Annotated in this window: 12 protein-coding genes and 1 tRNA gene; 12 read left to right on the top strand and 1 reads right to left on the bottom strand. The window is 68.0% G+C overall.

Features of this window, described 5'->3' with window-relative positions; genetic code table 11:
• Nucleotides 1-11: 11 nt before the first annotated feature.
• From AUL33_RS03000 to AUL33_RS02945, 12 genes are all read left to right on the top strand, one after another.
• Complete coding sequence (locus AUL33_RS03000; RefSeq protein WP_062203485.1) at nucleotides 12-635, top strand: hypothetical protein; 624 nt, start codon at nucleotides 12-14, stop codon at nucleotides 633-635.
• Entirely contained in the window at nucleotides 635-2,704 is a 2,070-nt protein-coding gene (locus AUL33_RS02995; protein WP_062203483.1) for a hypothetical protein, read from the top strand. Before AUL33_RS03000 ends, AUL33_RS02995 begins: the two co-directional genes overlap by 1 nt.
• Entirely contained in the window at nucleotides 2,704-3,270 is a 567-nt protein-coding gene (locus tag AUL33_RS02990) for a hypothetical protein (protein WP_062203481.1), read from the top strand. The genes AUL33_RS02995 and AUL33_RS02990 overlap by 1 nt, the downstream gene beginning before the upstream one ends.
• Before the next feature lies 1 nt (nucleotide 3,271).
• A complete protein-coding gene (locus AUL33_RS21975) occupies nucleotides 3,272-6,349 on the top strand; it encodes a phage tail tip lysozyme (protein ID WP_062203479.1) in 3,078 nt (1,025 codons plus the stop codon).
• Nucleotides 6,346-9,621: a hypothetical protein gene (locus tag AUL33_RS02980; protein ID WP_062203477.1), complete on the top strand. Its 3,276-nt coding sequence runs from the start codon at nucleotides 6,346-6,348 to the stop codon at nucleotides 9,619-9,621. Before AUL33_RS21975 ends, AUL33_RS02980 begins: the two co-directional genes overlap by 4 nt.
• A 3-nt stretch (nucleotides 9,622-9,624) precedes the next feature.
• Nucleotides 9,625-12,210, top strand: a complete 2,586-nt coding sequence (locus AUL33_RS02975) for a hypothetical protein (protein WP_062203475.1) — start codon at nucleotides 9,625-9,627, stop codon at nucleotides 12,208-12,210.
• A 288-nt stretch (nucleotides 12,211-12,498) separates the two neighbouring features.
• Entirely contained in the window at nucleotides 12,499-14,043 is a 1,545-nt protein-coding gene (locus tag AUL33_RS02970; protein ID WP_156419251.1) for a hypothetical protein, read from the top strand.
• Nucleotides 14,044-14,051: 8 nt separating this feature from the next.
• A complete protein-coding gene (locus AUL33_RS02965; RefSeq protein WP_156419250.1) occupies nucleotides 14,052-14,390 on the top strand; it encodes a hypothetical protein in 339 nt (112 codons plus the stop codon).
• A 51-nt stretch (nucleotides 14,391-14,441) separates the two neighbouring features.
• Nucleotides 14,442-15,305 carry a glycoside hydrolase family 108 protein gene (locus AUL33_RS02960; RefSeq protein WP_062203469.1) on the top strand — a complete coding sequence of 288 codons (864 nt, stop codon included), beginning with the start codon at nucleotides 14,442-14,444 and terminating at the stop codon, nucleotides 15,303-15,305.
• On the top strand, nucleotides 15,305-15,586 hold the full coding sequence (locus AUL33_RS02955) for a hypothetical protein (protein WP_062203466.1): 282 nt from the start codon (nucleotides 15,305-15,307) through the stop codon (nucleotides 15,584-15,586). The genes AUL33_RS02960 and AUL33_RS02955 overlap by 1 nt, the downstream gene beginning before the upstream one ends.
• 132 nt (nucleotides 15,587-15,718) lie before the next feature.
• A complete protein-coding gene (locus AUL33_RS02950) occupies nucleotides 15,719-16,123 on the top strand; it encodes a hypothetical protein (RefSeq protein ID WP_062203462.1) in 405 nt (134 codons plus the stop codon).
• Between the two features lie 16 nt (nucleotides 16,124-16,139).
• Nucleotides 16,140-18,254, top strand: a complete 2,115-nt coding sequence (locus AUL33_RS02945; protein WP_062203460.1) for a fibronectin type III domain-containing protein — start codon at nucleotides 16,140-16,142, stop codon at nucleotides 18,252-18,254.
• Between the two features lie 94 nt (nucleotides 18,255-18,348).
• Here the strand turns inward: AUL33_RS02945 and AUL33_RS02940 are convergent.
• A tRNA-Thr gene (locus AUL33_RS02940) sits at nucleotides 18,349-18,424 on the bottom strand.
• Nucleotides 18,425-18,453: the final 29 nt, after the last annotated feature.

Below are 18,453 nucleotides of genomic sequence, written 5' to 3'. Positions count from 1 at the left end.
AGGGCGGCGCCATGGGCCAGCACATCGACAAGGCGACGATCGTCAATCGGGCGCTGGTCCGCATCGGCCAGGCGCCGTCCTTCTCCCTGGACGACGAGAACTTCGCCAACGGCTCGATCGACGGCATCTGGCCCGATTGCGTCGCGCGCTGTTTCAGCCTTCACGACTGGACGTTCGCGCGGCGGACACGACGGCTGACGCGCGTTGCCGGTGAGAACGAGAGCGGTTGGCCCTATGCGTTCGATCTGCCCGGCGACCGGCTGGGGCCACCGCTGAAGATCCTGCGCGCGGTGTTCCCGCAAGACGCTGTGATCCGCGACTATGCGATCGAGGGCAACCAGCTCTATGCCAGCGAACCGGAGGTTTGGGCGCGCTGCAAGGTCGACGTGGATCCCGCCGCCTGGGATGCCGCCTTCCGCTCGGCCTTCATCACGGCACTGGCCGCACGCCTCGCGGTGCCGATGCAACAGGACGAGGGCCTTGCCTCCGAGCTCGAGGCGATGGCGTTCGGATCGCCCGCGCAAGGCGGCACGGGCGGCGAGTTCGGCCGCCTGATCGCGCAGGACCGCGCCGCCGGCCCGATCTCGTCGCCGCTCCTGCGCAACGATCCGCTGACCGAGGCGCGGTATTCCTGATGGTCGCGCGCGCCGGGACCGGCCAGCAGAGCATGAACGCCGGCGAGCTCTCGCCGGAGCTCGCGGGCCGCGTCGACATCAAGCAGTATTATTCGGCTGGGCTCCGCTTCCTGAACATTGAACCGGTGGCGCAGGCCGGTTTCCGCAACATCGGCGGCACGCGCGCGGTCCGCCCGACGGAAACGCCTTGGCGGCCCCGCTTCTGGCGGCTGAAACAGTCGCGGTCGAAAAGCTTCCTGATTGCCGTGGTGCCGTTCCGCATCGACATCTTCGAGGGCACGGTGCTGCGGGCGCAGATTGCCACCGGTCTGACGCCGGAAATGGCCGCCGAGTGCTCGCTCTACCTCGAGGGCGACACGGTCGGGATCTTCCATCGGAACTTGCGGTCCCTTCGGCTCCTACGCCGGAGCGATACCGTTTGGGAGCTCGGCGACTGGCCCTATTCGAAGATCCCCGAACAGGATTACGGCGCCGGCTACCCGAAGACGAACGATGTCTGGAACCTCTGGATCCGCTGGGCGCAAGGCGACACGGCCAACGCGGCTTCCATCAGCTTGACGGTGGACGGCGAGACGATCGCAACGCAGACGACCGCGTTGCCCGTCCAAAGCGCCAACGCCGTCGTCTGGAAAGACTTGGCGGACCGGCTGCAGGCCGAGCTTCAGGCCCTGCCGTCGCTCGGGCCGGGCGTTACGGTGACCCCGGCCGTGACCGGTCCGGGCTTCCAGATCCTCGACGTGGTGTTCGGCGGCGCTCTCTCGGGCGTCGAATACCAGCTCACCGCCCAGGTCGTGAACACGGCGTCGGTTTCGGTGCTGCCGTCGCACACGGGCGTCGGCAAGACAGGCGGCGAGCCGCTGATCTCCGACGGCCGGGGCTGGCCGGGCGTCGTCTCGATCGTCCAGGACCGGCTTGTCTATGCGAACCTCAATTCGCGGCCGTCGGCGCTGCTCATGTCGCAGACGGCCGAGTATTTCAACATCAACACCAAGGCACAGCGCGACGACGGGGCGAAGCTGGAAGCCCTACGCACAAACAGCGCGGAGGAAATCCTCCATGTGAAGTCGTCGCAATACCTCCTCGTCTTCACGGACGAGGCCGAATATTTCGCGACCAACCGCGAAGTGAAGCGGACGGACCCGTTGAATTTCGTCGAGACCGGGCGCAACGGCCTGACCCCCGGCACCTGGCCGGAGGACATAGAAAACCGCGTCTACTTCGTCGGCCAGCGGGGCGGCGTCCTGTTCTCCACCGCCTATGACGATCTCTCGAGCGCCTTCACGGCGCGTCAGGAATCGTTGCTCGCCTCGCACCTGATCGACGACGTGGTGATGACGGCGTTACAGCGCGGCACCGACGACACGGACGCGCCCCGCCTCTGGCTCCTGCGCGGCGACGGGCGGCTGATCGGCGCCAGCATCATCCGCGACCAGGACATCACCGCGTTCTTCGAATACGACGTGGGCGATCCCATCCGGTCCATCGGCGTCGATGCCGACAACAACCTGTGGCTCGCCGTCGATCGCCCCTACGGCCAGTATTACGAGATCCTCGAGCCGAGCTCCTACCTGGTGTCGGCCATCGGGCGCACGTCGAACGCGGATGGTTTCGCCTTCGACCTGCCGCACGCCGACGGAACACAGGTCTGGATCGAGACCTATACCGGTTACACGGATGGGCCGTACGTCGTCACGTCGGGCTTCATCCGCACGCCGTATCGATCCACCGGCATGTCCATCGGACGTTGGGTGCCGCCCCGCTGGCAGTCGATGCCGCGCGTTCTCGTCACCCGCAACGACCAGGTCGTGCGTCGCCCCGGCCGCATCCACACCGTCAAGGCCAACATCCTCGGCACGATGTCGATCGCGATCGGCGCCAACAACACGCCGCCGCGCGACGTGGCGTTGCTGCGCACGTCCGATCCCACGGACCAGCCGATGGCCGCCAAGACCCAGCTCGTCACCGTCGCAGGGATCCCCGGCGTCGTCGAAGACACCACGGCCGTCATCACCCAGACGCGGCCCGGCCCATTGCGCGTGCGCGATCTCACTTTCGAGGAGAAACTCTGATGGCCCCGATCGCGGCGGCAATCGTCCCGCTTTTCAGCAGCGTCGGCTCTGCGCTCGGCATCGGAGGCACGGCTGCCGCCGGTGCCGCCGGTGCGGCCGCCGGCATCGGCACGCTCGGCTCGACGATCGGCAGCATCCTTGCCGGCACGGCCACCCTCATGTCGGTCAGCGCGGCGAACGATGCGGCCAAGCTCGACGCCACGAACCTCGAGCTGCAGGCGCAGGACGCGATCATGGAGACCGCGAACGAGACGCTGCAAGGCGTTTCCCGGCGGTCCTCGATCAAACGCGAGCTGATGGACAGCGTCGGATCGCAGGCGACGGCCTATGCCGCGTCCGGCGTCGACCTCTCCTTCGGCACGCCGAACCAGGCGCGCACGGAAGCGTATCGGCAAGCGGATCTCGGCCTCGAGACTTCGACGGCAACCGAACGCGGGCGCATCGCCCGCCTCGAAGAGCGCGCCTCGAACCTCAAGACGCAAGCGGTCTCGACGCGCCGCGCGGCAAAGAAAACCGGCGCCATCGCGATCCTGCAGGGTGCCTCCCGCATCGGATTGAGGGGCTGACATGGCTAACAAGCGGCCCAGCGAAGTCACCTATCGGCCACTCCGGGTCGATCCGATCATCCAGGACGGGCTTCTGCGCGTCGATCGCCCGGATGGCGGGCCGGAACGGCGCGTCGCCGAGGCGTTCGGTCGTCTCGCCTACCAGGCCGACCAGGTCGCCGACGACTTCGCGCAGGAAGAGGGGCGGCGCGCCGGCGAGCGGAACGCCTTGGCGAACGGGCCGCGTCCGTCGGAGATCTCCGGCGGCGTCAGTTCGACCTATGAGCCGGGCTCGATGGAGCCGATGGCCTATTCCGGCGGTGGCGGCGAGTCACAGCGCGTCGCCAGCGGCGGCGGCGACCTCGAGACGCGCGGAAAGTACATTTATGACGGTCTTCGACAGCGCGGCTTGAGCCATGTCGCGGCGGCCGCCGGTGTCGGTCATGCCCGTCAGGAAAGCTCGTTGAACGCGGCGGGGCCGGACGGGGACAAGGGAACGTCCTCCGGCCTGTTCCAATGGCGGAACGAGCGTCGGACGGCACTGCAGAACTTCGCCCGCGCGCCGCGCTATGCCGAGCAGGGGAAGAGCTGGCGCGATACCGACGTGCAGTTGGATTTCTTCGTCGACGAACTGAAGACCAAGGAAAAGCTCGCCTGGAACCGCCTGCAGGCCGCCACCGACATCACATCGGCGACCGAGGCGCTGATGCATTTCGAGCGCCCGCAGCACTACACGGCGAGGGCGCCGCGTCGCGGTCACGGCTGGGACAACCGGCTTGCGAACGCACGTTGGGCGTCCGCCTTCGGTAGCGATAGCGCTCCGGCGCCGTCGGCCATCGCGGCCAACCCGGCTCCCGGCCCCGCGCCGGCGGCAACCGCGCTTTCGGCGACGCCGGCGGCGACGGGTGCGGCGGCCGCCATCGAAACGATCGCGCCCCGCGACGGGACCGCTCCGGCACCCGCGAGCACGGCCGCCGCCGTCGCGCCGGCCAGCACGGCGCCGGCCATCCCGCCGGAGAGCGTTGGGCCGCCGTCGGTGACGCGCGTCGTCGAGCCGATGACCGCACGCGGGGGCGGTGGCGGTTTCCGTCCGACGGGCTCGATGACCATTCGCGGCCGGGCCTATGACGCGGCGGGCACCCGGACTTACCTCGAGCAGCTCGACAACACGATCCGCGCCGACACGGACGAGGTCTATCGCAAGTTCAAGGATGACCCGGCAGCGCTAGACAACGCGTTCGGGGCTTTGCGCACCGTCCACATGCAGGACCACGTCTTCCCGGAGGTCGCGGCGGATTACGATCGCACCTTCTCGTCGGTGACGCGAGCGTATCGGACGCAGGCACGGGACGATGCCGACCGGCGCGTGCTGCAACAGGACCGGGCGGACTTCCTCACGCGATCGCAGGAAATGGAGACGATGACGGCGCGGTCCGTCGAGGCGTTCGATCCGTCGAACGCCGACGCCGGCGCTGCCGTGGCGTCCGCGCAGGCCGCCTCCGACGCCCATTTCGACAGCGCCGTGGCGCGTGGGATCCTCGATCCCGACGATGCGGTCCGTGCCAAGATCGCCAGCCGCCGCAACACCGCCGTCGGCTTCTATGGCCGGCAGGCATCCGCCCTGACGTCGCCGGAGGAGGTCACGGCGCTCAAGGAAAAGATGCGCGCCGACTTCGCCGCTGGCGGACTGGATGGTCTCGACGGCGACGGCTGGGCGCAACTCGAGGCGACGTTCGACCGCACCGCCAACGAAAAGCAGCGCGTGGCGCAGGAGGCCGGGCGCAGCCTGAAGGCACGCGGCGACGCCATGGCGGAAAGCGTGGCGCGCGGCTTCGAGGTCGACGCCGGCGAGATGGGGCGCTTCCTGCTCGATCGCCGGACCGCGACGGACGGTCCCCAGATCGTCGATCGCACCATCGAGAAGATCGGCGCGGCGCGGATCCTGCGGGACAAGCCGTTAAGCGCGGCCGAGACCTATGTGCGCGGCCTCGAGCGCGATCCCGCTGCGGTGTCGTCGGGCACCGCGGACTTTGCCCGCGCCGAGCTCGAGCGCATGCAGACCGCCGCCAAGACGGACCCCATCGGGCTCGCCGAGCGCAAGGGACTTCTGCCGCCGGAGGAAGGGACGATCGTCGAGGCCGCATCGCCCGAGGATCTCGCGGCCCGGATCCAGCAGCGGACGATGCGGGCCGAGGCGGCGGCCGAGCATTTCGGGGTGACGCCGAAGTATCTCAAGCCCGAAGAGGTCGCCGCGATCCGTGGCTTGGTCGACCAGGATCCGGCGCGCGCCGCGCAGCTCGCCGCCGGGATCGTCGGCGGGGGCGGCGCGAAGGCGGGCCAGATCCTTGCCGAGCTAAAGGAAGACGCGCCGGCGATCGAGCAGGCGGGCGTCATCCTTGCCGGCGGCGGTTCCGATCGCGCGGCCCGCGACGTTATCGTGGGCTATGGCATTGGCGCCGACGGCAAGAAACTCCCGGAAGTGATGAAGGACACACAGCGGGCCGAGATCGCGCGCTCGACCTTCGGGGCCGCGTTCGCGGGATCGCCGGCGGATGCGACGCGCACGATCGCGGCGGCCGAGGCGATGACGCGAGCGCGCGTTGCGCAAAGCGGCCTCGATCCGAAGTCCGACGCCGTGCGGCCTATCTTCGAGCAGGCCTTGCAGGAGGCGGCGGGCGCCCGCTTCGAAGCCGGCGTCCAGTATGGTGGCCTGGTCACGGTCCCGGTCGGCGGCGTCTGGGGCTTCGGCGCCGATCGCCCGACCGTCGTGGTGCCGCCGACGATCCGCGCCGATTGCTTCGCCGATGTTGTGGACGCTCTGCGCGACACGGACCTGGTCCCGATCGAGGAGCAGCGCTCGCGCGCCGGCGTTCGGTATTTCTCGGCGCCGCCGGTGCGCGAGAACGGCAAGCCCTACAGCGCGGCCGACGTGAAGGCGGCAACGCCCGTGGCGGTCGCCGGCGGCTATCGCTTCGCCTTCGGCGATCCGAGCTCGGAGGATCCGCAATGGATCCGGGGCGCCGACGGCAAGCCCTTCCTGATCGCCTTCGACGCCATGAAACCCATTCTCGAGGCGCGCGTGCCGGGGGCCTACCGATGAGCATCTTTCAGCATCAGCCGCCCGACGACGCGCCCGGCCGCGCCGTGACATTCGGCGATCCGGCGGGCTTCAGTGCCGGCCCGCTCGAGTATCTGCCAGGCGTCGCGCTCATGCGTCAGGAGGCCAACCTCGTCGGAGATCTCCTCGACGGCGACGGCCGGTCACGCATGGCGGAGCTCTACTCTGCCAACGACCAGGCTCAGACCTTCATCGACAACACGTATTCGCGGGAGGACGCTCGCCTCGAGGCGTACCGCCGCCGGATCGCCAAGATTCATGAGGCAACCGGGGTTCAGCTTTCGAACCCGATGGATCTCGCCAAGATCGACGCGGTATCGGATGGCCCCATCGCGATCCCGGATTTCCTCGGCTTTGGCGAGGCGCGTCGCGATCGGACGCAAGCCGAGTTCGACGCGTTTCGAACGAAGCTCGACGAGATGCGCGGTCAGTTCCCCGAACATGCCGCTCTGTTCGATGCCGATTTTGACCCGGAAACGCAGGCGATCGCCACGGGCGCCGACGCCCGGCGCAAGCGGGCGGACGCTGGCGCCGAAGATCTCTCCGGGGTCTCGCGCCTGGCGGCGACGTTCGCCGGCGCGGTGCGGGGCTCGCTGCGGGATCCGCTTCAGGTCGCAACGCTGTTTCTCGGTGGCGGTGCCGGCGTCGCCAAGGGCGTCGTCGGCCGCATTGGGCAAACCGTGCTGACGGAAGCCGTCATCAATGCTGGCGTCGAGGCGGCGGTGCAGACGCGGGCGCAAGAGTGGCGCCGCGAGAACGGGCTCGAAAGCGGCGTCGTGCCGGCGCTGAAACAGGTCGGCATGGCCGGTCTCTTCGGCGGGGCCTTCGGCGGCCTGGTCCAGAGCGGCCGCGAGGTCGCCCGCGTCTTCGGCGTCACCGACAAGGCTGGCGTTGAGGCGATTGAGCGCGTCGCGACCGGAGACATGCGGGCCGGCGATCTCGAGGACGTGGCGAAGCGCCTCGGTGTCGAGGCGGATCCGGCGGAAGCGCGCGTCGCGGCGATCGCCAGCGAGCAAGGCCGCCTCGACGATGCCGCGTTCGGCGAGGTGCCGAAGGGGATCACGGCGGACGAGGCGGCCCGACTTCGAAGCGACGCGGTGCGCGCGCTCGAGACGGAAGGTCCACCACCCGGCGGCCCCGTGGTCAAGGCCGAACGCGACCCGGCCGAGAACCGGATCCTGTCGGAAGCTTTGCCGGGCACAGACCGGATCGAGGTGAAGGGGCGCCCCGTCACGTTCGAGCGCTTCGACCCCGACGCGATCGGCACCGACGCCGTCGCCTACCAGTACAAGGGCGGCGGCGACGATGCCGGCGTGACCGACCGGCTGAAGGGCGTGAAGCGGTGGGACGCCACGGCGTCCGGCAAGGTGATGATCCACGAGCGCAGCGACGGCGCCCGGTTCATCGCGGACGGACACCAGCGGCTCGGCCTCGCCCGGCGGCTGAAAGGCGAGGGCGATGGTTCGGTGCGCCTCGACGGCTACCTGTTCCGCGAGCGCGACGGCTGGACGGCCGAGGACGTGCGGGCGATGGCCGCCAAGAAGAACATGCAGGAGGGATCCGGTGAAGCGATCGACGCCGCCCGCGTGATGCGCGATCGGCCCGACCTCCTCGACGACGGCTTGCCGATGTCAGGCGCCATGATGCGCCGGGCGACAGCTCTGGCGCGCCTGTCGGACGATGCTTGGGGGATGACGGTCAACGGGGTGATTGACCAGAACCATGCGGCGCTTGTCGGAGAGCTCGTTGCGGATCCGCGCATGCATGCGGCCGCGATCGCGGATCTCGCCAAGTTCGATCCCGAGACCGACCGGGCGGCTCGGATGCTGCTCGAGGAGGTGATGGCGAGCGGCGTCCGGCAGGAAACGCAGACTGACATGTTCGGCACGTTCGACCTGACCAAGACGCTGATCGGCGAGCGGGTGAAGGTGCTCGACGCGGCGATGAAGGTGCTGCGACAGGATAAGCGCCTCTTTGCCATGCTCGGCGAGCGCGCTGACGTGATCGAGGCCGCCGGTAATGCGCTCGATGCCGCCGGGAATGCGTCGCGCGCGGTCACGGCGGAGACCGTGGGCGCGATCGTCGATCGGATGGCGCGATCACGTGGACCCGTGTCGGACGCGCTCACGGAGGCCGCACGGCGGTTTGCAGGCGGATCGAACGCCAGCCGGGAAGCCCGCGCCTTCATCGGCGACATTCAGGCGGCGATCGAGCGCGATGGGCTCCCGGCACTCCTGTCGCCGCCCGAGCCGCAGCTTGCGGCCGCGCGAGCGGTGGAGCCCGCGACGCGCGAGGCGGAAGATCTGGCCGGCCTCTTCCCCGACGAGCGGCCCCATCGTGCTCCGCCGAGCCGCGTCCTCGATGTCGAGCCGATCGGCACGGGACCGGCAGGGCCGGTCTATCCACGCGAGCCGTTCGCCGACAACTGGACGGCGGCCGTCGACTTCTTGTCACGCCGGCGGGATGGCGAGATCGCTGGATTGCTGTCGCATCCCGACGTGGGGCCGATCGATGTCATCTGGGGACGGTACGATGCCGCAAGGGACAACGGACTGGGCCTTGCCAAGATCGCCGAGAAGCATCCCGAGGTCCTCGAGGATCTCCCGTCGATCCTCGCCGGCACGACGGTCAAGACGAGGAGCGAGAACCGCATCCTGTTGGAGAACTCGACGCATAAAGCCGTGATCCGCCTGACCTATGACGGAGAATCCAAGACCTGGCTGATGACGGCTTATGAGAAAGGTCGGCGCGGCGGGGAGACGACTGACCGCCCCACCGGTTTCCAGGAAAGCGGACACAGCTCTCTTTCCTCGCCAACCGGCTCCAATATAGCGACGCCCGACGCCGAAGGCCAGTCCTCGCTTTGGGACGCCATTCCCGACGGGACAACACACGAGGGCAGTCCCAAATTCATCGGAAGAAATGCCGACGACGAAGACGTATTTGAGGCCGCCAATGGCATTCGCCAAGTTCGCGGGTTCGACGGCATGTTTCAGCAGGAAGATCGGGCCCTCACGGCTGATGAGTTCGGCCGCTCAATGCTGATATCCTTCGATCGGTCGGGCACTCGGTGGGACGTTGTCACGCCGTCGACCGACGCGACGCGAGGCGAGAGCGAATTGAGCCTGTGGGACGCCATTCCCGACGGGACCGATGCGGACGGCGCCACCGTCTACGTCTCGCCGTCCGACCTCTTCGCGCGGGCCGAGCGCGACGACGATTTCGGCCTCCTGGTCGCCAACTGCAAGGTCTGATCCATGCCCTTCATCGACTGCCTGAACTCCGCCATCGAGCAGGGCGCGATCACGCGCGCCGAGGGCGAGGCGCTCAACCGCGACTTCGAGACGAAGTATGCGCAAAAGAAACTGCAGCTCGGCGACGACGGGGCCGCACAGGCGGCGAAGGACGAGCTGGCGCGGGAACTGAAGGCGCAGGCGATCGAGAAGCGCCGGCGGGCCGTCCTGACGGAAAAGGCGCGGGTGCGGCTCAAGGATCGGTTGCTCGGCTACCGCGACGAGCAGGGGCGCCCCGACGTTTACGAGGCCGCCGTGCAGACGCTGTCGCATTATGGCTATGCCGGCGCCGAGAGCGTGCGCGGCCGCGAGGAGGCGATCGTCTCCATGGCGCACGGCAAGCTGACGGACCTGATGACGGCGACGAGCCGCAGCTTGCTTCGAGGTCGTCGAACGGCAAGCGCCGGCCTGGTGCGCGACATCGTGCGCGAGCTGCACGGCGAGGCGTCGGCCGACGCGACGGCCAAGACGTTCGCCGGAGACCTGTCGCGCGTCTTCGAGGATCTCCGCAACCGGTTCAACGCCGCCGGCGGGGCGATCCCGAAGCTCGACGGATGGGGTCTGCCGCATTCGCACAACGGCCTCGCCGTGCGCCAGGCGGGCCGCGAGGCTTGGAAAGAGTTCATCAAGCCGCTGGTCGATCCGGACAAGATCCTGCATCCGTTGACGGCCGAACCGGTGGGCGTTGCCGGTCTCGACAAGGCGTTGGACCACGTCTTCGAAAGCATCACGACGACGGGTTGGGCGCACCATGCGCCGCAGATGAAGGGCGTCGGCGCCGGCTCGCTGGCGACCCAGCGGCAGGAGCATCGCTTCCTCGCCTTCAAGTCGGCCGACGACTGGATGACGTACAATCAGAGCTTCGGCGGCGGCGACCCGGTGCAGGCCATGTTCCGGCACATTAATGGCATGGCGAAGGACATCGCCGCGCTCGAGGTGCTCGGCCCGAACCCGAACGCCATGATGCAATGGATGGTCCAGGGCGTGCGCTCGGAGATCGCGAAGGGCGATGTCGGGCGCGCATCGATGGCGCGGATCGCCGGCGACATGGCGAAGTGGGCGCGCGGAACGGAGCCGGGTGCCTTCGCCGAATGGCGGCTGCAGGCGCTCTATGCCGAGTTGCGCGGCGGGCCGAACGTCGCGTCGGGCGTCGCCACCGCCACGGCGACCGTCAAGAACCTCATGAACTCGGCGCTGCTTGGCGGCGCAGGCGTCACGGCCGCGCTGACCGACCCGTTCGTGGCGCAGGCATCCCGTCGGCTCGCCGGCCTGCCCGTGGTGAAGGATATGGGCGCCATGCTGAAGATGCTGAAAGCATCGAACCGCGAAGAGATCCAGCGCGCCGGTGTCATCTGGGACGATTACCTGCACGCGATGGAAGGCGAGGCGCGGTTCACCGGGCCGATGCTCGGCCACACCTGGTCGCAATATCTCGTCGATCGTTCGATGATGCTCAACGGGCTGAAGCCGCTGACCACGGGGCGAAAGCTCGTCGAGGCGCGCGCCTGGCAAGCGACGATCGCCGACCATGCGGGGACCGACTTCGGCAAGCTACCGGAGCGCCTGCGCGTGACGATGGAAGGCTTCGGCATCGACGCGGCCGATTGGGAGGTCATGCGGGCCAGCGTCGATCCCGCCGGCTTCGTCACGCCGATGTCGATCGCCAACGGCGGCGGCGAGGTCCGGTATCTTGCGGCCGGGCCGGATGGGCCGCTTGTCGACGCCGAGCTGATGGCGGAAGGCAAGGCACTCCGTCATCGCGAGGTCGCCGAGAAGCTGGCCGAAATGACCGCGGCGTGGTCGGAGCGGGCGACGCCGGGCGGCACGCCGAACGCGCGATCCTTCGTGACGGGTCCAGTGGCGCGCGGCACGTTCCTTGGCGAGTTCGCCAACTTTGCGATGCAGTTCAAAAGCTTCGGCCTGTCCTTCACGACGCTGCAGCTCGAGGCGTTGCAGCGGATCACGGCGATGCAGTCGGGCGGTAAACAGGCGGCTGCCGGGTACTTCGCGGCGATGGCGATCTCGCTGACGATCGGCGGTGCCATGTCGAACCAGATCAAGGGCCTCCTCGACGGCAAGGATCTCGAGGACATGAGCACCGGCAGTTTCTGGTTCAAAGCATCGATGACTGGCGGCGGGTTCGGCCTGTTCGGCGACTTCGTGAACTCTTCGTCGAACCGCTTCGGCGGCGGCGTCGCCGATACCGTGCTCGGCCCCGGTTGGAGCTTCCTCTCCGACGCGGTCGGTCTCGGCGTCGGCCTGCCTCTGCAGGCGGCCTTGGGCGAGAAGGTCAATCCCGGCCGCAAGGCGGTGGACTTTGCGGGTCGGTATACGCCGGTGGTCGCTTCGAATTGGGCGACGCGCGGCGGGTATCGCCGCCTGGTCCTCGATCAGCTCCAGTGGCTCGTCGATCCCGACGCCGACAAGAGCTTCAAGGCCAAGGCGTCCGGCCTGAAGGGGCGCACCGGTCAGGAATACTGGTGGGCGCCCGGACAGGTCGAGCCGGGCAGGGCGCCGGCGATCGCCGCGCCCCCGGAGCCACGCAATTAAGGCGAGCGGCGCGACCGCATTCTGGCCGGGTTCAACGAGGACCCGGCTGTGACCAATCCCTATCCGCTGCCCCGCCAGACGCGCGAGACGGGCACGATCGAAGGCGACGGCCGGGCGACCTACGGGCCGTTCGATTTCCGCGTCTGGGATGCGGCCGATGTCGTGGCCCGCGTGCTGCGGCTCGGCGAGGTCGGCTATGCCCTCGAACCGATCTTCGCCGAGAAGGTCGGCGGCCAGCCCTTCGACTATTTCACCGTCCGCTTCGCGACGCCGCTTAAGGCTGGCGACGTGGCGATCGTCCAGTCGCGCCGCCTGCAGGAGCGATCCACCGATGTCACGCGAGGCGGCGCGATCTCAGGCGTCGCGCTCGAGCGCGAATTTTCCGTCATCGGGACCGTGCTGCAGGAGTTGCGGCGCGACATCAACAATTTCGACGGGCTCGGCGTCGGCGGTGGCGCCGGCATCGTGACGATCAACGACGTGGTCGGCCTCGTGCCCGTGCTGGCGGCGAAGGCATCGGTCTCGGCCGTTCAGGCATTGTCCGCCAGCATCGTCAGTCTGGCGTCTCGGACGATCGTCGGCGCGGGGCTCGCCTCCGCGTCGGTCGCCAGCCTGGTCACCACGGTTACGGTGCCGATCGCGACGCGGGCGCAGGCCGAAGCCGGCATCCTGAACGATGTGGCGATGACGCCGCAGCGGGTGGCGCAGGCGATTGCCGCGATCGGCGGCGGAGGCGGTGGCGAGACCGACCCGGCCGACGCGGCCGCTATCGTGCGCACGCCGACCCTGTTCGAGAAGACCGACGCCACGACGCTGTCCCGCCTATTCTATGCGGACGGTGGGGGGCAGGACATCCACGCGCAGAAGCTCGTCAGTGCGCGGATCGCCTTTAACTCCGACAACGACCGCGAGGTGTCCTCCTTCCACATCCGCACCGTGTCGGAAGGGAGCGCCCTCAACGGTCCACGATCGGCGACGCTCGCCGCGTCGATCTCGCTTTTTAAGGAAGGTTTCGGCACGGGCACCGCACGCGGTGGCGAGATGGACGGGCTTTACATCGTCGTCCGCCAGGACGGTCCTCGCGTCAATTCCCCGGAGACGGACGCCAAGAGCCCGAACCGCTCCGACGCGTGCGGGATCCTGATCGATGCTGCCTTCTTCGATAAGACCGGCTTCACCGGCGGGATCGAAGGCGCGACCACGCTTCTGTCGGGGACAGGCGGTGGAAACAAGGCCCGTTTGAGCTACCAGATCGGCTGTATGAACGCCGCGACTGGCACGGACCGTATCGACTCCATTGGTCTCTATGCCGCCGCCACGGTCGGGAAAAACTCCGTCGGTCTCCTGTTGAACAACTTCGAGAGCACTGGCGGGTATTTCGATAAGTTCATCGAGTGCGGCAACGATAGCGGGCAGATCTTCAGCGTCGATCGCTTTGGCACCGTCTCTTTCGGCAAGCTTCGCAACGACGGCTATACGCTCGACGCCAAGATGCACATGACGTTGCAGGCGGACGCGTCGCTCGGGTGGGTCAATAGCAACAAATCCGTCCAGATCATGAGCCTCGATCAGGGCGGGAATTTGAGCGTTTTTGCAGGTCTCTCAGCCGCGAACATGTCGACGGTCGGTAACGTCGCCGCCGGTGGGAAGGTCATCGCGACCAGCGGTTTTCAGGGGCGCATGATCAATCTGACACCCGGCGCCTATGAGTTCTCGGCGTCCCAGCTCGGCAACTACAAGCGCGGCGACATTTTCATCGGCGCTGGCGGGCGCCCCCGCATCTGCACCGCCGACGGCACCCAGCCCCTGTTTCTCTACACAACCAGTTCGTGAGGATGACGATGAAGCGAGATTTCCGCATTGCCCTGTACACGTTCAGCGGTGCGCCCATGTCGCTGCGCAACGACGCCGAGGGCCAGCCGGTCCCGGCGACGGTTGGCGACATCGCGATCGAGGCGTTGACCAGCCCGAAGATCGAGAACGGCCAGCCCCAGACGATGACCGGGATCGACCACGTCAAAGCCTATTCGCTGGCACAGCGGATCTTCGAAGCCACCGATGATGTCGAACTGACGGTGGAGGAGGTGATGCTCATCAAGACGCGCGTCTCGGAGCACTACGTCCAGCCCCTCCTGGTCGGGCAAGTGCTTCTCCTGCTCGAGGACGGCGAGCGCAATTGAGGCCCTTCGGGGCGTCTTATTCTGTGGCCATCGACAACCGGGATCCGACCGATGGCCGCCGAGAACTACGCATCCTCGCTTTCGCGCATTCTCGTCCACGAGGGCGGGTTCTCCAATCACCCGAAGGATCCCGGCGGGGCGACGATGAAGGGCGTGACGCAGCGCGTCTATGACGCGTACCGCCAGCGCAAGGGCCTTACCACCCGCACGGTGCGCTCGATCACGAGCGCCGAGCTCGCCGAGATCTACAAGACGCAATACGCCAACGCTGTGCGCTTCGACGCCCTGCCGATCGGGTTGGACCATGTCCAGTTCGACGGCAGCGTGAACTCCGGTCCGGCGCAATCGAACAAGTGGCTGCAGCGCGCGCTTCAGCAACTCGGCCTCTACCGAGGCGGAATCGACGGTGTGATTGGTAACGGCACACTCGAGGCCGTCAACCAGGTCAACGACGTGGACGCGCTTATTGCTCGCATCTGCGAGATCCGCAAGGCGTTCCTCCGGGCGTTGAAGACCTTCCCGACGTTCGGCCGTGGGTGGGTCGCCCGCGTCGACCAGGTCGGCGATGCCGGGCAGGATTGGGCGCAAGGCTCGGTGCCTTCGGATACCAACCTCGTCTATGTCGCCGGTATGGAGCGCAAGGCGCTGGTTTCGGACGCCGCGCTCCCGGCCGTGCCGGTGAGCGGTCCGACGGTCGGCGCCGCCGGCGGCAGTCTCGGCCTGATGCTCGAGGGCGCCCGCCAGTCGATCGAGCCCTATGCCGGTGTCTCGTCCTTCGTCGGCAACGTGCTGGTCGGCCTGACGATCGGCAGCGCCATCGTGGCGATCGGCGGCATGGCCTGGGGCCTCTATGCCGCGCACCGCCGCCGCAAGCTCGCGCCGCTGCTCGACCTCGACGTGGCGCCGGCCTCCTGATGTTCGGCGCCCTCGACTTCCTGAAGATCGGCGTCGGCGCGATCGCCGGCGCCGCCATCGCCTACCAGGTCGGCCACTGGTCAGGCGAACGGGCGGGGCGCGCTGCCCTGACGGCCGAAATGCAAACCGCCGCCCAGACGGCCGAGACGGAGAGGGCGGCCGACGATGCCGAGCGCAAGACACTTTCGGATCGGGATCTCTGCGTTCGCGCTCTGCGTGCTCGCGGGATGCCAGTCGACACCTGTGCCGGCCTGCGCGGGGTTTCGCGAGGCCAGCCTTAGCCCGGCCGGGACGGTGGCGCTGATCGCGGCCGACCGCGCCGGCGCCGAGCGCGTCGAGGGCAACGACGCCAACGGGCGTCGGCTCGGATGCTGGCAGGCGGCTCGATGACACAGGAACGGACGACGCGGCGCATGGCCTGGCTGACAGAGAATTGGAATGTCCAGACGGTGATCGCCGTGGGTGCCGTCGGGTTCACGGCGCTCAGCACCTTCTTCACGCTCGGCAACCAAGTCGAGCGGCTGAACGAATGGCGCGTCGGTCACGACGCTTACCACAAGGATCGCGCGGCCGAACTCGCGACGCTCGAGGGCCGAACCGAAGAGCGGTTCCGCACGGTCGAGAACGGGTTGCGCAAGATCGACGAGCTGGGGTTTCGCGTCGCGCGCGGCGAGGAATCCAACAACTCCACCAAGGAAGCCATCCGCGCCCTCGAGACCACGGTGAACAGCCAAGGGTCCGACATTCGCGTCATCCGCGAGATCCTCGAGCGCATGGACGGCAAGCGCTCCGAACTGCGCCGACCCACCCAACCCTGACACCGGAGACGATCCCATGGCTTTTCGCGCACGCGCGCTCTCCCGCTTCGCGACGAGCGACCGGATCCGGCAGGGGCGATCCAACGCCTATGTCTACTCGACGGAGGATTCCGGCGCCGAGCTCGCGGCCGCCGGCTACTTCGACGCGGCCGCCCGCCGCTTCGGCCTGAAAGCCGGCGACGTGATCGACTGCACGGTGGCGGTCAGCGGCACGCCCGCCAAGCTCGCCCTCGTGGTGACGCAAGTTCTCCTCGGTGCCGTGACGGTGGCGCCGGTGGGCGCGGTGGTGCCGGGAGCAAGCGTGCCGCTGCAGATGGCGAAGCCGACGCTGACGGCGGGCGACGCCCAGATCAAGGTCGAGCCGGCGGCCGCGCCGGGCGACGGCGGCTCGCCCATCACGTCGTACGATGCGCGGCGATCGACCGACGGGCAGAACTGGACGATCACGACGGGGATCGCCTCCGGCCAGGCGCTCGCGGGTTTGGCGAACGGCACGCCCTACCAGGTGCAGACGGCCGCTGTGAATGCGATCGGGCGCGGTCCGTGGTCGCCGAGCGAGACGGCGACACCTGCAGTGGCCTCGAACCTCGTGCCGATCGGCGCCGTCATGAACGCGACCGGCGACGGCATCGCCTCGGAGGGCAGCGCCGCCGGCCTGCGCAACATGTGGGGCGTCTTCGAACGCCGCCTCGGCCTGCGCATGCAGCCCTCGCCGGTCTCACTCATCGCGCGCTCGGGCACGACGATCGCTCGCACGATCGGCACGAACACGCCCTGGATCTATCCGCTGGCGCTCGATGCGCAGGCTGCGCAGAAGGCGGACGTTCCGTTCTTCCTCACCTGCGGCGCCAATGACGACGTGCTCTCGACCGATCCGGTGGCGAGCCCTGCCAGCCTGAACGACTGGAAGACGGCCGTCAGCTACTACGTCCAGTCAAACCCGCAGGCGCTGCGTCTGCCGATCATGATGACATGGCCGTCCGGTAAAGGCGCCGAGGCGACTTATCGGGCGACGGTCTGGAACCTTCAGCGGGACTACATCAACGCGCTGAAGGCGAGCGACCCGCGTGTTGTCCTGATCGACTGCTCGTCGATCGTCCCGGCCGAAGTGGCGAACGACGCAAACTTGGTCCACCCGCACGAGATCGGGGCGGACAAGGGCGCGCAGCTGATCATGGCGGCGATCGAACCGCATCTCGCGCCGGCGACGAAGGCGCAGGTCCTCGACATGATCTTCGCCGGCACGTACCCGAAGATGGGTGCGCAGCGAGATCCCGATCGCGACCTCGCTGTGTCCGGGTCTGGCGTCGTCACTGCGCCCGTCCAGGGCACGGTGCCGTCGAGCAAGGCCATCTCGACCACGACGGGTTCGAACGGCATTGTCGCCTCGTTGGTGGACACCACGAACGGCCGCAAGAAACAGGTCATCCGCGCTGGTGGCAGCGGCTCGGCCGCCGGCATCATCAAGTATGAGGACAAGACGGCGCTGCCGCTGGCCCTGACGCCCGGACAGTATGCGCTCGCCGGCATGGGCGCGAAGCTGCCGCCGGGGTATCTGGGTTACGGCTTCGAGCTGGGCTCGGTAGCGCAGTCCGGCAGCTATCAGGCGGCTGCCAACGCCGGCACCACCGCTCCGATCTCCTACACCCTCGACACGATCCTGATCGCGCGGCCGTCGGCGCCGGCAACGTCGGTCGGCACCGCCAAGAAGACGATCAGCTTCCGCTATGGCGCCGGCGCTCTGCCCGAAGCCGACATCGAGATCGAGCAGCCGTTCGGTTGGGCGATTAACGATCGGACCCGCCACCGCCCGGCGCATCTCGGCGCCGTCGCAACGCCGCTGGCGCTGTTCGGCGTGCTGTCGGGCGGCGCCGGCACGATCCGCGTCAACCCCGGATCGTTCGTGCCGGCGGGCCTGACAGAAACCGACTTCGCCGAGCGCCGGATCTACAAGGGCGGCGATGCCACGATCGGATCGGGAACGCTGGTGGCGACCCTGACGGGCTCGACCTGGACGTGGGCTACGAGCGGGATCGTCGCCGGCGATGCGCTGTGGGCCGAGGTCGACGCGAACAACGGCGTCGGTGCGAAATTCACGGCGCGCAGCTCGGCCGTCTACACGGCGGCATAAGAACCATGTGAGGCGTAAGAGGGCACAAACCTCTTACGCCTCTTACGAGTTCTCTTACTGTTCTCGTCGGCTTAGGCTAAGTGCTTGAAAAATATGGTGCCGCTTAGGTGACTCGAACACCTGACCCCGTCATTACGAATGACGTGCTCTACCAACTGAGCTAAAGCGGCCCGTCCCGGTTCGTCTCGATCCGGGCGAT

The organism is Aureimonas sp. AU12 (assembly GCF_001463705.1).
Taxonomy (GTDB): Bacteria; Pseudomonadota; Alphaproteobacteria; order Rhizobiales; family Rhizobiaceae; genus Aureimonas.
Note: the sequence above shows the minus strand (reverse complement) of the source record. Positions and strands in the feature narration are given on the sequence as shown.

What these genes read in the sequence shown, in the direction of transcription:
- AUL33_RS03000 (WP_062203485.1), top strand. Translation starts at nt 12, where the DNA reads ATGGGCCAGCACATCGACAAGGCGACGATCGTCAATCGGGCGCTGGTC.
- AUL33_RS02995 (WP_062203483.1), top strand. Translation starts at nt 635, where the DNA reads ATGGTCGCGCGCGCCGGGACCGGCCAGCAGAGCATGAACGCCGGCGAG.
- AUL33_RS02990 (WP_062203481.1), top strand. Translation starts at nt 2,704, where the DNA reads ATGGCCCCGATCGCGGCGGCAATCGTCCCGCTTTTCAGCAGCGTCGGC.
- AUL33_RS21975 (WP_062203479.1), top strand. Translation starts at nt 3,272, where the DNA reads ATGGCTAACAAGCGGCCCAGCGAAGTCACCTATCGGCCACTCCGGGTC.
- AUL33_RS02980 (WP_062203477.1), top strand. Translation starts at nt 6,346, where the DNA reads ATGAGCATCTTTCAGCATCAGCCGCCCGACGACGCGCCCGGCCGCGCC.
- AUL33_RS02975 (WP_062203475.1), top strand. Translation starts at nt 9,625, where the DNA reads ATGCCCTTCATCGACTGCCTGAACTCCGCCATCGAGCAGGGCGCGATC.
- AUL33_RS02965 (WP_156419250.1), top strand. Translation starts at nt 14,052, where the DNA reads ATGAAGCGAGATTTCCGCATTGCCCTGTACACGTTCAGCGGTGCGCCC.
- AUL33_RS02960 (WP_062203469.1), top strand. Translation starts at nt 14,442, where the DNA reads ATGGCCGCCGAGAACTACGCATCCTCGCTTTCGCGCATTCTCGTCCAC.
- AUL33_RS02955 (WP_062203466.1), top strand. Translation starts at nt 15,305, where the DNA reads ATGTTCGGCGCCCTCGACTTCCTGAAGATCGGCGTCGGCGCGATCGCC.
- AUL33_RS02950 (WP_062203462.1), top strand. Translation starts at nt 15,719, where the DNA reads ATGGCCTGGCTGACAGAGAATTGGAATGTCCAGACGGTGATCGCCGTG.
- AUL33_RS02945 (WP_062203460.1), top strand. Translation starts at nt 16,140, where the DNA reads ATGGCTTTTCGCGCACGCGCGCTCTCCCGCTTCGCGACGAGCGACCGG.